The sequence below is a fragment of the Xanthomonas sp. SI genome, assembly GCF_014236855.1.
GTDB lineage: Bacteria > Pseudomonadota > Gammaproteobacteria > Xanthomonadales > Xanthomonadaceae > Xanthomonas_A.
In genome coordinates, this window is sequence record NZ_CP051261.1 from 3,606,569 (window position 1) to 3,620,829 (window position 14,261).

General features: G+C 70.0%; 10 protein-coding genes. 9 read left to right on the top strand and 1 reads right to left on the bottom strand.

Features of this window, described 5'->3' with window-relative positions; genetic code table 11:
* Positions 1–164: 164 nt before the first annotated feature.
* Positions 165–968 (bottom strand): PAS domain-containing protein, encoded by an 804-nt coding sequence (locus HEP75_RS15045; RefSeq protein WP_185824064.1) that lies wholly within the window; start codon positions 966–968, stop codon positions 165–167.
* A 272-nt stretch (positions 969–1,240) separates the two neighbouring features.
* On the opposite strand from HEP75_RS15045, the gene HEP75_RS15050 reads away from it, so the two are divergent.
* The 9 genes from HEP75_RS15050 (at position 1,241) to HEP75_RS15090 (ending at position 14,237) form a co-directional block, all read left to right on the top strand.
* Entirely contained in the window at positions 1,241–2,842 is a 1,602-nt protein-coding gene (locus HEP75_RS15050) for a hypothetical protein (protein ID WP_221899270.1), read from the top strand.
* 3 nt (positions 2,843–2,845) lie between these two features.
* Positions 2,846–4,360, top strand: a complete 1,515-nt coding sequence (locus tag HEP75_RS15055) for a peptidase S10 (RefSeq protein WP_185824066.1) — start codon at positions 2,846–2,848, stop codon at positions 4,358–4,360.
* An 81-nt stretch (positions 4,361–4,441) separates the two neighbouring features.
* Positions 4,442–6,685 (top strand): TonB-dependent receptor, encoded by a 2,244-nt coding sequence (locus tag HEP75_RS15060; RefSeq protein ID WP_185824067.1) that lies wholly within the window; start codon positions 4,442–4,444, stop codon positions 6,683–6,685.
* 58 nt (positions 6,686–6,743) lie between these two features.
* Positions 6,744–8,228 (top strand): peptidase S10, encoded by a 1,485-nt coding sequence (locus tag HEP75_RS15065; protein ID WP_185824068.1) that lies wholly within the window; start codon positions 6,744–6,746, stop codon positions 8,226–8,228.
* Entirely contained in the window at positions 8,225–10,258 is a 2,034-nt protein-coding gene (locus tag HEP75_RS15070; protein WP_185824069.1) for an amidohydrolase family protein, read from the top strand. Before HEP75_RS15065 ends, HEP75_RS15070 begins: the two co-directional genes overlap by 4 nt.
* A complete protein-coding gene (locus tag HEP75_RS15075) occupies positions 10,255–10,782 on the top strand; it encodes a RidA family protein (RefSeq protein ID WP_221899271.1) in 528 nt (175 codons plus the stop codon). Before HEP75_RS15070 ends, HEP75_RS15075 begins: the two co-directional genes overlap by 4 nt.
* A gap of 28 nt (positions 10,783–10,810) precedes the next feature.
* On the top strand, positions 10,811–12,097 hold the full coding sequence (locus tag HEP75_RS15080) for an aminotransferase class V-fold PLP-dependent enzyme (protein ID WP_185824071.1): 1,287 nt from the start codon (positions 10,811–10,813) through the stop codon (positions 12,095–12,097).
* Positions 12,094–12,537 carry a RidA family protein gene (locus tag HEP75_RS15085; protein ID WP_185824072.1) on the top strand — a complete coding sequence of 148 codons (444 nt, stop codon included), beginning with the start codon at positions 12,094–12,096 and terminating at the stop codon, positions 12,535–12,537. Before HEP75_RS15080 ends, HEP75_RS15085 begins: the two co-directional genes overlap by 4 nt.
* Positions 12,534–14,237, top strand: a complete 1,704-nt coding sequence (locus HEP75_RS15090) for a hypothetical protein (protein ID WP_185824073.1) — start codon at positions 12,534–12,536, stop codon at positions 14,235–14,237. Before HEP75_RS15085 ends, HEP75_RS15090 begins: the two co-directional genes overlap by 4 nt.
* Positions 14,238–14,261: the final 24 nt, after the last annotated feature.

Here is a 14,261-nt window from a genome sequence, read left to right on the forward strand (position 1 = left end):
GCAGCCCGCCCGCGACGCGCAGCCGGCGACTCCGATCTCGTCACATTTGAGATGACATCGGGCGCGGCCGGCGCCGCTTCGGCACGGCGTTTCTTCGTTCAACGAGGGTCGGCATCCCGACCGGCCACGGCGTGAGCGGCGCCGCGTCCCTGCCCGCTCCGGCGCTACGGCCGCGCCGCCGCCTTCTTCTGCTTGATCTGCTCGATGTAGTTGTAGATGGTGAAGCGGCTGACCCCCAACGCCGCCGCCACCTGCTCCACGCTGTTGCGGATCAGGAACAGGCCGCGATGCATCATCGCCTCCACCGCGTACATCTTCTCTTCCTTGTTCATCAGCGCCGGCGGCTTCATGAAGCGCTTGACCGCGTCGTCGATGATCTCCTGCATCATCGCCTCCAGCCCGACCTCGCCGGCGGGCGCCTCGCTGCGCGGCGGCTTGGCCTTCCGGTGCAGCATCTGCTCCAGCCAGCCATGGGCCATCTCGAACACGGTCATGTCGGCGTTGAGGCACAGCGCGGCCACCGGCTGGCCGGCGCCGTCGCGGAACAGCAGCGTGGCCGAACGCAGATGGCGGCCGGCGGCATTGGTGGTCTGGTACTCGTCGACGATCGCCCAGCTGATCGTGCCGGTGCCCGCCACATCGCGGTAGAGCTCGCTGAAACCGGCGTCCTCGCGCGGGCCGCTGAGGATCGGGTCGCCGAGGTTGCGCCCGGACACATGGCCGTTGGCGATCGCCAGCACTGAGGCCCCGGGCACGGACAGGTCGTGCAGCACCACTTCGATGTTCTCGCCGATCACCCCGCCGAGCAGGGCCACCACCGGCTTGAGCAGTTCGAACAGGTCGCGCACCTGCACCCCCGCGCCCAGCCCTTGCGCAGGTGCGGGAGCAGGTAGCGCCTTGCCAGGCTTGCGCTTGGCGGCGGGTGCCCCGCCCTTGTGCGGCGCCCCGCCCTTTTTCGCTGTTGCCATCGAATCGTTCCGTCCCAGAGGAGTGCCCGGCGCATGCGCACCGGCCATCTTGCCGGCTGCGCCGGCGGGCGTCGAGACGGCAGCGCAACGGCACAGCTCCGCACAGGAACGATGTGACGCGGTCTTGACATACAAATTATTTTTGTATATCAACAAACTGTTGAAGCAACACCGAGCTCGCGGCGCCAGGGGGTGACGCGGGCCAGCCAACCACAGTCGCGCCCTCGCATCGGGCGCCGCGCCACGCTGCACCGGGGACAACCAAGCAGACCATGTCGACGTCCATGCCGTCCGCCAGATCGTGCTGTCGCGCCACTGCCTGGCTGCGTCCGTTCGCAGTTGCGGCGGCGCTGTGGCTGGCCGGCTTGGCCAGCGCCGCGGCGGTGGTGCCGGCGCATGCCGACGTGCAGGTGCGTTCGGCCGGCAGCGTCGCCGTCGAGGGCCATGGCACGCTGCGCTACGCCGCCGAGGCCGGGTTGCTGCCGATCCACGACGATCCGACCGGGCGGCTGCTGGCGTCGGTGTTCTTCGTCGGCTACAGCGTCCCGGCCAGTGCCGGCGCAACGCGGCCGCTCACCTTCCTGTGGAACGGCGGCCCCGGCTCCAATGCCGCGCAGCTGCACATGGGCGCGGGTCCGCGGCGCCTGGATACCGCAGATCGCCTGCCGGACTGGGCACCGGCGCAGAGCGAGCGGCCGCTGGTCGAAAACGCCGACAGCTGGCTGGGCGCGAGCGATCTGGTATTCGTCGATCCGCTGGGTACCGGCTACAGCCGCGCGGTCGACGCCAAGGACCTGCCGACGCTGTACACCTCGCATGGCGATGCCGAAACCATCGCCGAAGCGATCCGGGTCTATCTCACCCGCCACGACGCCTGGGACCGCCCGCTGTACCTGGCCGGCGAAAGCTATGGCGTGACCCGCGCAATGCTGGTCGCCGCAGCGTTGCAGCGACGCGGCATGCCGGTACGCGGCGTGGTGCTGGTGTCCTACAACTTCGACCTGGGTACGCCGCCGGCAGCCTACCCGGAAGACGCGTTGAACGTGCCGCAGTTCACCGCCGCGGCGCACTACCACCATCGCCTCGACGCCATGCTGCAGGCGCTGGACGAAACGGCCGCGGTCGCCCAGGCGCAGGCGTGGATGCAGCAGGACTACCTGCCGTTCCTGTCCGCGCCGGCGGCGCAGACGCTGGAATCGCGGCGCCGGATTCTGGCTGCACTGGCGCGCTTCAGCGGCCTGCGCGCGCAGGACATCGATGCCAAGCAACTGACCATCTCCACCGCCGATTTCGCCGACCGCCTGCTCGCCGACCAGGGCCTCGAGCTGGGCCGCTACGACCTGCGCATGACCGCGCTGCGGCGCGCCAAGGACGCCCCGTGGATGCCGGGCATCGACCCGAGCCTGCTGCCGATGGCCGGCCTGATGAACGGCACCTCGCGCGTGTTCAACCGCTATCTGCGCCAGCAGCTCGGCTTCGAGAGCGACCTGCTGTATCGCGGCCCGTTCGGTAATGCGTTCCACCCGCTGCCGCGCTACACCGACCCGAAGTCCGGCATGCCGGACGACTGGATGGCGCAACTGTGGGATTTCTCGCAGAAGCTTCCCGAAGGCGCCGACGCGCCGCTGCGCAAGGCGATGGACCAGGACCCGCAGCTGCGCGTGCTGAGCCTGCGCGGCCGCTACGACGGCTGGCCCTGCGAAAGCTCGGTGGAGACCGCCCGCGCCGCCGGCCCGCGCTACGCCGCGCGGGTGACCAACCTGTGCCTGCAGGGCGGACACATGTGGTACTCCGAACGCGCCAGCCGTGCCCAGGGCCGCCGCGCGTTCGAGGCCTTCCTCGACGCCTCTCCCTCGCTTCCCAGCACGGACTAGCCCATGCGCTCCACGACCGCACGCCCCGGCCCTGTGCCGCCGAAGACCCGATTGCTGCAGCCGCTGCTGGCGCTGGCCCTGGCGCTGGCCTCGCCTGCCGGCAACGTGCACGCCGCCGAGCTGGGCTTCGTCGATCCAACCACGCTGGACCAGGTGTCGTTGCCCACGCCGGTCACCACCCAGCACCGCGGCGTGTTCAACGGCCAGCGCATCGCCTACGCCGCGACGGTGGAAACCTATGCCACTACTGACGCCGAGGGGCACCCGGCGGCACGCCTGGTCTCCACCGCCTACGTCGCAAAGTCCGCCGCCGGCGCGCGGCCGCTGATCTTCGCCTTCAACGGCGGCCCGATCGCCGCCAGCACGCCGCTGCATTTCGGCCTGCTCGGTCCGCAGCGGTTGGCCGTGCCCGACGACCTGCAGGCCAACGCCGCCGGCTTCAAGCTGGTGGACAACCGCTATTCGCCGCTGGACGTTGCCGACATCGTCATCTTCGATCCGGCCAGCACCGGCTACAGCCGCGTCGCCAAGGGCGTGGCGCCGGCCAGCCAGTTCTCCACCCGCGCCGACGCGCGCCAGCTCGCGCAACTGGTGGCGGCGTGGCTGGACCGGCACGGCCGGCGCGGCTCGCCGGTGTACCTGCTGGGCGAAAGCTACGGCACGCTGCGCGCGCCGGAAGCGGCCACGCAACTGCAGGTCGCCGGCATCGGCGTGGACGGCATCGTCCTGCTCGGTCAGGCCGCCAACATCCTGGAATACGCGCAGCGGCGCGACAACATCGTCAGCTACGCGGTGTCGCTGCCGACCCTGGCCGCGCTCGGCTGGTACCACGGCAAGGTCGATCGCAAAGGCCGCAGCCTCGCCCAGTTCGTCGATGAAGCCGCCGCCTACGGCCGCGAGCGCTACCTGAGTACCTTGTTCCTCGGCAACCGCGCCAGCGCGCAGCAACGCGAAGAGGTGGCGCAGGCGTTGCAGTCCTTCACCGGCCTGTCGGCGGACGCATGGCTCAAGGCCGACCTGAAGCTGTCCAAGGTCGCCTACGCGCGCCAGCTGTTCCCGGGCCGGATCCTGGCGTCCAGCGATGGTCGCTACCTGCTCGACGCGCAGGGCAATTCCGGCAGCGTGCCCGACTACAACGCCGTCGCCGAACGCTACTACCGGCAAGTACTGAACGTCCCCGCGCAGGCGGGCCACTACTCCACCGCGCTGCCGACCTCCAGCGACTTCAACGCCTGGGACTGGGACGCCAACAAATCGCCGTTCGGCGACTACCCGTGGGTCGGACAACTGCGCCAGCTGCTGGTAGCCAATCCGAAGTGCCGGCTGCTGGTCGGCAATGGCTACTACGACAGCCAGACCACGATCGGCGCGATGGATTATCTCGCCGCGCAGTCGGGCTTTCCGATGCAGCAGGTGCGCACTCGCTACTACGAGGGCGGACACATGATGTACACGGTCGAGCACACCGCCGCCGGCCTCGCCGACGACATCCGGCAGATGGTCCGCCGCACCTGGTGACATGACATTCCGCAGTCCCCGCAGCACCCGTGGTTCGCGCTCCACCCATCCCGCCCACCGCCCGCCAGACGAGTCCCGCCCATGTCATCCGTAGCCCGCCGCAACCGTCTCTCCCAGTTCATTTCGCGCGCCCTGTGCTGCCCGGCCAGCGCGCTCCTGCTGCTGCCGTCCATCGCGCTCGCCCAAGACGACGGCGCCACAGCGGCCAAGCAGCTGGACACCATCACCGTGACCGCGCAGAAGCGCAGCGAGCGGCTGCAGGACGTGCCGATGTCGATCCAGGTACTCAACACCGAGAAGATGAGCAGCGAAGGCAGCTACAAGCTGGCCGACTATTTCGCGCAGTTGCCCGGCCTGTCCTACATCCAGTCGCCGATGAGCAGCAACATCGTGCTGCGCGGCATCGCCACCGATTCCGGCCTCGGTAGCCGTCCGACCTCGGGCATCGTCATCGACGACGTGCCTTACGGGTCGGCGCTCAGCACCGGCGCGATCCCCGATCTCGATCCGTCCGACCTGCAGCAGATCGAAGTGCTGCGCGGCCCGCAGGGCACGCTGTACGGCGCCAGCAGCATGGGCGGGCTGATCAAGTACGTGATGACCGATCCGGACACCAGCGCGACCTTCGGCCGGGTCGAGGCCGGCGGCTCCACGGCCGCGCACGGCGGTTCCGGCTACAACGCGCGCACCTCGGTGAACCTGCCGTTCTCCGACCGCTTCGCGCTGCGGGTCAGCCTGTTCCAGCGCCAGGACCCGGCCTTCGTGCACAACACCAACAGCGGCGACGAGAACGACAGCCAGGTGCGCGGCGGCCGCGTCTCGGCGCTGTGGAACGTCAGCGACACGGTGACCGTGCGTTCCTCGGCGCTGTTCCAGGACACCGAGACCGGCTCCAGCTCGGTGGTCGACACCGATCCCGACCTGCATCCGCTGTACGGCCAGTACGGCCACGACCGCATCAGCGGCGGCGACACCTTCAAGGGCCAGGTGCGCTTCTACACCACCAAGGTCAGCTGGGATCTGGGCTGGGCGATGCTGGACAGCATCAGCGGCTACGCCCAGCACCGCAGCCGCGCCTACCAGGACGTGGGCTACACCACCATCGGCCGGCTCGCGCCGGTGTTCGCCGGCATCTTCGGCCTGGACAGCGACAACCCCAGTTCGCTGATCGACAACCGCTACAACACCGACCGCACCACCCAGGAAGTGCGCCTGGTCTCGCAGGGCGAGCATGCGCTGGACTGGCAGGTCGGCGCGTTCTACAGCGACGAGGAAGCCAAGAGCACGCAGAACTTCTACATCGCCGACAAGACCAGCGGCACCATCTACCGCGACTTCCCGCTGCTGGTCTCGCTGGGCGACAGCAGCTACCGCGAGAAGGCGGTGTACGCCGACGGCACCTACCATTTCACCCCGCAGTTCGATGTCCAGTTCGGCGCCCGCTATGCGCGCAACAGCCTGCGCGAGAACAGCGATACCGGCGGCCTGCTGCAGGATCCGAACCAGAGCTTCGACAGCAACAAGGACAGCGCCACCACCTACCTGTTCTCGCCGCGCTACCGCTTCAACGACGAGCTGATGACCTACCTGCGTGTGGCCTCCGGCTACCGTGCCGGCGGCAGCAACGGCACCCTGGTGGCCAACGTCCCGTTCTCCTACGACTCCGACAGCCTGTGGAGCTACGAGCTGGGCCTGAAGACCCAGTTGCTGGACCACTCGCTGAGCCTGGATGCGGCGCTGTTCTACATCGACTGGAGCGACCTGCAGATCTCGCAGGTGGAGCCGACCCTGGGCAGCAGCTATACCACCAATGCCGGCAAGGCCAGCAGCCAGGGCCTGGAGCTGTCGGTCAACTGGGTGCCGTCGGCCGACTGGAAGGTCACCGCCAGCTACGCCTACACCGACGCCACCCTGGCGCAGGACATCCCCGGCTACACCGAGGGTTCCTCCGCCTACGGCAAGGACGGCAATCGCCTGCCGTACTCGGCGCGCAACAGCGCCTCGGCCTCGCTCAAGCGCTATTTCCCGCTGGGCAGCAACCTGGAAGGCTTCGCCGGCGCCGACGTGGCCTACATGGGCGATCGCGACATGGAGTTCACCACCTCGGCCAGCATCCCGCGTATCCACCTGCCCAGCTACACCACCGTCGGCCTCAACGCCGGCGTACAGGGCCAGGCCTGGAGCGCCACGCTGTACGTGCGCAACCTCACCGACGAGGTCGGCTACATCAACGCCAACCGCCGCGGCTCGCTGGCCAGCTCGCCGCTCGGCGCGACGCTGATCCAGCCGCGCACGGTCGGCCTGACCCTGGCCTGGGATTATTGATGCGCATCGCCGGCCGCCGCACGGCGGCCGGCCCTTCTTCCAGTTGCGGAATTCCTCGATGAAATGGATCCACGGCCTGGCCCTGCTGCTGTGCGCGGCGCTGCCGTTCGCCGCAGCCGCCGACGACGCGGCGCCGCTGCCGAAACCGACTCTGCTGTCCAGCCCGCAGCAGGCCCGCCTCGGCGAGCAGCGGCTGCGTTATCGGGTCAGCTTCGACCAACTAGATTTCGCCGGCGCCGACGGCGCCCGCGTCGCCTCGATCAGCGCCATCGGCTATCTGGCCGAGCGTACCGATGACGACACGCGGCCGGTGCTGTTCGCCTTCAACGGCGGGCCGGGCGCATCGTCGGTGCTGCAGGTCGAAGGCCTCGGCCCGCGGCTGCGCGTGCGCGACGGCAAACGGCAGCGCCTGATCGCCAATTCGCACAGCATTCTCGACGTCGCCGACCTGGTGTTCATCGATCCGCCCGGCACCGGCTTCAGCCAGGCCCCTACCGATGCCGCCGCACGCGCGCGCTACTGGTCCGACCACGGCGACGCCAAGGCGGTGGAGGCGATGATTCGGCACTGGCTGAAGACGCACGGACGCGAACGCGCGCCGCTATACATCGCCGGCGAAAGCTACGGCGGCTACCGGCTCGCCCTGCTCGCCGCGGACATCGCCGACCTGCGTCCGGCCGGCGTGCTGCTGGTCTCGCCGCTGCTCGATGCCAGCAGCGGCGACGACAGCCCCGGCAACGACCTGCGCGCTGTGTTCGACCTTCCCTCGCTGATCGTCGCCGCCGCCGCCCACGGCAAGGGCGAGCTGGCCGGACAACCGGTGGAAAGCGTCTATGCGCAGGCGCGTACGTTCGCGCTCGGCGATTACGCGCAGGCCCTGCTGCAGGGCAGCGCCCTGCCGGCCGACGCACGCAGCCGCATCGCTGCGCGCCTGGCCGCGCTGCTGGGCCTGCCGGCGCAAACGCTGCTGGCGGCGGACCTGCGCCCGGACGTGGAAAGCTTCCGGCTCGGCGTGCTCGCCGCCGACGGCCGGCAGATCGGCCGGCTCGACAGCCGCGTCGCCGCGCCGCTGCCGGCGCCGCAAGCGGCGGACAACGGCCGGCCCTCGGCCGCCAACGATCCGGCGCTCGGCCTGGGCCGCAGCAACCAGATCACCTCCGCGCTGATGGCCGACTACCTGCACGGCCTGTTCGGCGCTGGTTTGCCGCGCGACTATGTCAGCCTGGACATCGACATCGCCATGGCCTGGCGCTTCAGCGCCGACGATGGCGCCGGCCCGCGCCCGTTCGGCAGCGCGCTGCGCTTCAATCCCACACCGAACTTGGCCCGCCTGGCGCAGGCCAATCCCGGCTTCCATGTGCTGGCGCTCAACGGCTATTACGACCTGGCCGTGCCCGCGCTCGGCCCCTGGTACGCGCTGCACCACAGCGCCCTGGATCCGGCGCGCATCGATTTCCGCCTGCTGCCCGGCGGCCATGCGGTGTTCGCGGAAGACGCATTGCGCCCGCAATTGCACGGCCTGCTGAAGGACTTCCTACAATGAGCCGCACGCTGCCGCTGTCCATCGCCCTCGCCATCGCCTGCACGTTCGCCGGCCACGCCGCGCGCGCCGCCACCGCGCCGCAATCGCTGGTGCTGATCGCCAACGGCGAGAACGTCGGCTACCTGAAGGCCACGGCCGACGGCGACACCTACGAGGTCGATTACCACGTCGACAACAACGGCCGCGGCCCCAAGCACCACGAGACCATCGTGCTCGGCGCGCATGCGCTGCCGCTGGCGTGGTCGATCGCCGGCACCTCGCTGATGGGCGGCAAGGTCGCCGAGCGTTATCAATGGCGCGACGGCATCGCCGAATGGAGCAGCCAGGCCGACAGCGGCCGCAAGCAGCAGCCGCAACCGAAGCTATACATCGCCAACGACAGCAGCCCCTGGGCGATGTGGACCTACGCCAAGGCCTTGCTGGCCGCACCCGACCATGCCCTGGACGTGCTGCCCAGCGGCCGCATGCAGCTGGAACTGGTCGGCACGCTGGCGCTGCAGGGCCAGGCCGGGGCGCCGCCGCTGCAGGCGCGGCTGCTGCGGCTGTCCGGCCTGGACCTGGAACCACACTACCTCGCCGTCGATGCCGACGACGCGCTGCTGGCCGACATCGACGACGACGCCGTGGCGATCCGCGACGGCTACCAGGCGCAGGTGGCGACCATCGCCGATGCGGTGAAGGCGCAGCAGTTCGCGCATGCGCAGGCCTTGCAGCGCCAGCTCGCGCATCCGCTGACGCGCGATCTGTGGCTGCGCAACGTGCATGTGTTCGATCCGGTCAACGGACTGCGCAGCGACGCGGTGAACCTGCACGTCGCCGACGGGCACATCGTCTCGATGGACGCGCGCTGGCAGCCGGCGCCCGGCGACAGCGTCTACGACGGCAACGGCGGCACGGTGATCCCCGGCCTGCACGACATGCATTCGCACAGCACCCTGTCCTCCGGGCTGTGGTACCTCGCCGCGGGCGTCACCAACACCCGCGACATGGGCAACGACAACGCCTTCCTGCTCGACCTGACCGCGCGCATCGAACGCGGCGAGATCGCCGGCCCGCGCATCGTGCGCAATGGCTTCCTGGAAGGCCGCAGCCCGTATTCGGCGCGCAACGGCTTCGTCGTCGATACGCTGGACGACGCGCTGAAGGACGTCGCCTGGTACAAGGCCCACGGCTACTGGCAGATCAAGCTCTACAACTCGATGAACCCGGCCTGGGTGGCGCCGATCGCCGAACGCGCGCATGCGCTGGGCATGGGCGTCACCGGCCACATCCCGGCCTTCACCAACGCCGACGCGATGATCGCCGCCGGCTACGACGAGATCACCCACATCAACCAGCTGATGCTCGGCTGGGTGCTCTCGCCCGAAGAAGACACGCGCACGCCGCTGCGGCTGACCGCGATGCGGCGCGTGGCCGACCTCGACCTCGACGCGCCGAACGTGCGCCACACGCTGGAGCTGATGCGCCAGCGCGACATCGCCCTGGACACCACCGAGGTGATCGTGGAACGGTTGATGCTGAGCCGTGCCGGCAGCGTGCTGCCCGCCGATGCGCCGTACCTGTCGCACATGCCGATCGCCTACCAGCGCTACCGCCAGCGCACCTTCGTCCCCGATCTCGATGCGCAGGCCGACGCGCAGTACCGCCGCGCGCTGGACAAGACCCTGCAACTGATCGGCCGCCTGCATCGCCAGGGCACCGTGCTGCTGCCCGGCACCGACGACAGCACCGGCTTCACCGTGCACCGCGAACTGGAACTGTACGTCGCCGCCGGGCTGACCCCGCAGCAGGCGCTGCGCGCCGGCACCTGGCAGAGCGAGCTGCATTTCGGCCGCACCGACCGGCTCGGCAGCGTGCATCCGGGCAAGCAGGCCGACTTCGTGCTGCTGCCCGGCGATCCGACCACCGACATCTCCGCGATCCGCCAGCCCGCGCTGGTGGTGAAGGACCAGACCCTGTACCTGCCCGCCGAGATCTACCGCGCCCTGGGCGTGGCCCCGTTCGCGCCGGCCCCGAAGACACTTCAATGAACCCGATCCCGCATCCCATGCAGACCCCGCACGTCCTCCCCTCCGACACCGTGAGCGCGCGCCTGCGTGCGCTCGGCATGATCTTGCCGCCACCGCTGCGCGTATCCGACGGAGTGATCCTGCCGTTCGCGCCGGTGCACGTGATCGGCACCCGCGTGCTGATCTCCGGCCACGGCCCGCAACACGTCGACGGCAGCATGGCCGGCGGCGTCGGCCGCGTCGGCGACGAACTGGACGAAGCCCAGGGCTATGCCGCCGCGCGCGCCACCGCCCTGTCGATGCTGGCCAGCCTGGAACGCAGCCTGGGTAGCCTGGACCGCGTCAAGCGCTGGGTGCGCGTGTTCGGCATGGTCCGCTGCGCGCCCGGCTTCCAGCGCCTGCCGAACGTGATCAACGGCTGCTCGGACCTGCTGCTGGCGCTGTGGGGGCCGGAACTGGGCCAACATGCGCGCAGCGCGGTCGGCATGGCCGAGCTTCCGTTCGGCATCCCGGTCGAGATCGAAGCCGAAGCCGAACTGCATTGAACTGACCCTCGCCTGCCGGAACGCCACCATGGACACGCGCTCGCCCCGTTTCGATCCCACCCGCCGGCACTTGCTGGCGGCCGCCGGCGCGCTGCCGCTGTCCGCCGCGCTGTCCGGCCTCGCCGGCACCAGCAACGCGACAACCGCCGCTGCGGCCACCGCGCCCACGCCCGCACGCGGCCTGCAAGGCCTCGGCAATGCCTTCGAGATCGCCGGCTGCTATCTCAACGGCGCCTACATGCACCCGGTCAGCCGCGCCGCCGCGCAGGCGCAACGCGGCTTCCTCGATGCGCGGCTGATGAACGCCAATGCCGACAAGGTCGACATGGGCGGCGACCGCGAGCGCGCGATGGCCGCGCTGGGCCGGCTGCTGCATGCCGACCGCGACGAACTGGCGTGGATTCCCAGCACCATGGTCGGCGAGAACCTGGTGTTGAACGGCCTCGGCATTCCGCACAGCCGCCAGCGCGTGGTCACCGACGCCTACCACTTCAACGGCTCGCTGTTCATGTACATGGAACTGGCCAAGCGCGGCCTCGACGTGCAGGTGGTGCGCCCGCACGACAACCGCATCCGCCTGGAGGATCTGGACAAGGCGATCACCCCGGGCACGCGCCTGGTCGCGCTGACCCTGGTGTCCAGTGTCAACGGCTTCCAGCACGACCTCAAGGCGGTCTGCGACCTGGCCCACAGCCGCGGCGCGCTGGTCTACGCCGACCTGATCCAGGCCGCCGGCAACACCCCGATCGATCTGCACGGCAGCGGCGTGGACTTCGCCGCCAGCTCCACCTACAAGTGGCTGATGGGCGACTTCGGCCTGGGCGTGATGTATGCGCGCCGCGCCAGCCAGGACGCCTTGCGGCAGATCGTCTGGGGCTACCGCCAGGAGGGCGAGACGGTCTCGCACCTCCTGCCGTTCGACCCGCCCGGCGAGCCGCCGCTGGAAACGCAGGCGATCGGCGGCCTGGCCGGCAAGATCGAAGTCGGCACGCTCAACAATTCCGCCGCCGCCGCGCTGGCGACCTCGCTGGAACTGATCGAGCGCATCGGCGTGGACAGCATCCGCCAATGGCGGCAACCGCTGCTGGCGCGCCTGCACGCCGCGATCCCGCGGCTGGGCTTCGACCCGATGACCCCGCCGGATTCCAGCTCTGCGCTGGTGTCCTTCGCCCAGCGCGACGTCGGCAAGCGGCTGGCGCCGAAGCTGAAGGCGGCCGGCGTCGAAGTCACCCTGTACCGCAATTACTTCCGTGTGTCGCCGTCGTTCTACAACGGCAGCGACGATGTCGAACGCCTGATCGAGGCCCTGTCATGAAGCGACTCCCGTTGCTACTGCTGTGCACGCTGCTGCCATGGACCGCACAGGCCGCGCCGGCAGCGCTGCACCACTACGGCACCGCGCCCGGCGCGCCGTTCTCGGCCGCGGTGCGTGCCGGCGACACGCTCTACGTCTCCGGCCAGATCGGCAGCGCCGCGCAGGGCGGATTGCCCGAGGAGTTCAGCGCCCAGGCCAACAACGCGCTGGACAACGTCGCCAGCGCCCTGGCCCTGGCCGGCGCCGGCATGGACGACATCGCCAAGTGCACGGTGATGCTGACCGACATGGCGCAATGGCCCGCGTTCAACGCCCTGTACGTGCGCCGCTTCAAACCCGGCCACCTGCCCGCACGCAGCGCCATCGGCGCCAACGCCCTGGCGCTGGGCGCCAAGGTGGAAATCGAATGCATCGCCTACCTGCCCCAGGCCAAACCATGACCGCACGCACCTCCCGCTGGCTCCCCCTCGCCCTGCTGCTGGCGCCGGCCTGCGCCGCGCTTGCCGCCGAACCACCGGCCGCCCCAGTTCCGCTGGACGTGGTGCTAACGCCCAAGGCCGACGCCGGCCAGATCGGCGCGCTGCAGGTGCACCTGCACCTGCCCACGCCCAAGGTCGCCGCGGGCGCGCCATTGCTGCGCATGCCGGTGGAGCTGGTGTCCACGCCGACCGCCGCCTACAGCGCCGAACAGATCCAGGTGCGCGACGCGCGCGGCGCCCTGCCGCTGCGCGCCGTCGACGAAGCGCCGGACCCGTCCGGCAAGTACCGCAACTACCTCGCCACCCGCGCCAGCGTCGGCGACGTCGACGTGGACTACGCCACGCCGCCGCGCAAGGTCGATGCCGACACCCGCAACGGCCCGCTGTTCGACCTGCGCGCGCAGGACGGCGGCCTGATGGGCGCCGGCGTCTACTTCATGGCGCTGCCGCCGGGCGAGGCGCCGCGCCAGATCCACCTGCGCTGGGACCTGAGCGCACTGCCGGCCGGCGCGCGCGGCGTGTGGAGCGTCGGCGAAGGCGAGCAACGCACGACCGGGCCGACCGACCTGCTGCGCTTCTCCTACTACGCCGTCGGCGCGATGCACCGGGTACCGGAAAACGACGACGACGTCTTCCACTTCTACTGGATGGACACCCCGCCGTTCGACGCGCAGCTGCTGGCCAAGCAGACCGGCCAGCTGTACCGCTACATGGCGCGCTTCTTCGGCGACGACGGCTCGGCCTATCGCGCCTTCGCCCGCCGCAACCCGTACCCGGCCGGCGGCGGCACCGGCCTGGCGCACTCCTTCATGTTCGGCTACGGGCCGCAGGGCCAGACCATCGCCGAGGGCCCGCAGGCGCTGCTGGCGCACGAAATGGCCCACACCTGGCCCAAGCTCGACGGCGAGGAACACGCGCTCACCGCCTGGTACACCGAAGGCACCGCCGAGTTCTACTCGCTGCTGCTGTCGCTGCGCGCCGGCGTGTACGCCAAGGACGCCTTCCTGCAGGCGATCAACCACCGCGCCGACGGCTACTACGACAACCCGTTCCGCGCGCTCGACAACAGCGCCGCCGGCGAACGCTTCTGGAAGGACGCGCGCGCCCAGCGCGTGCCGTACGGCCGCGGCTTCATGTACCTGGTGAGCGTCGATGCGCAGTTGCGCCAGCACGGCCGGCAGGCGCATTCGGTGGACGACCTGGTGCTGGAAGTGCTCAAGCGCCAGCGCGCCGGCGACACCATCGGCGTGCGCGAATGGCGCGCGATGGTGGTGCGCGAACTCGGCGCCGGCGCCGGCAGCGACTTCGACGCGATGGTCGCCGGCAAGCTGATCGTGCCGCCCGCGCCGGTGTTCGGCTGCTATCGCGTGGTGCCGGCGCCGCACCAGCCGTTCGAACTCGGCTTCGACCGCATGCGCATGGGCGTGGTCAAGAACCTGCTGCCCGAGTCTGCCGCGGCCCGTGCCGGCGTGCAGGAAAACGACCGCATCGTCGAATACACCCCGCTGGAACAGGCGATGGCCGACGAGCACATGCATATGCAGCTGAAACTGGAGCGCGACGGCAAGCCGCTGCAGGTGGACTACCTGCCGCGCAGCGCGCGCGTGGACGCCTGGCGCTTCGCCGTCGATCCGGCGCTGGCCGCCCGTTGTTCGCCCTGATCCCCACCTGCTGCGATCCTTGCC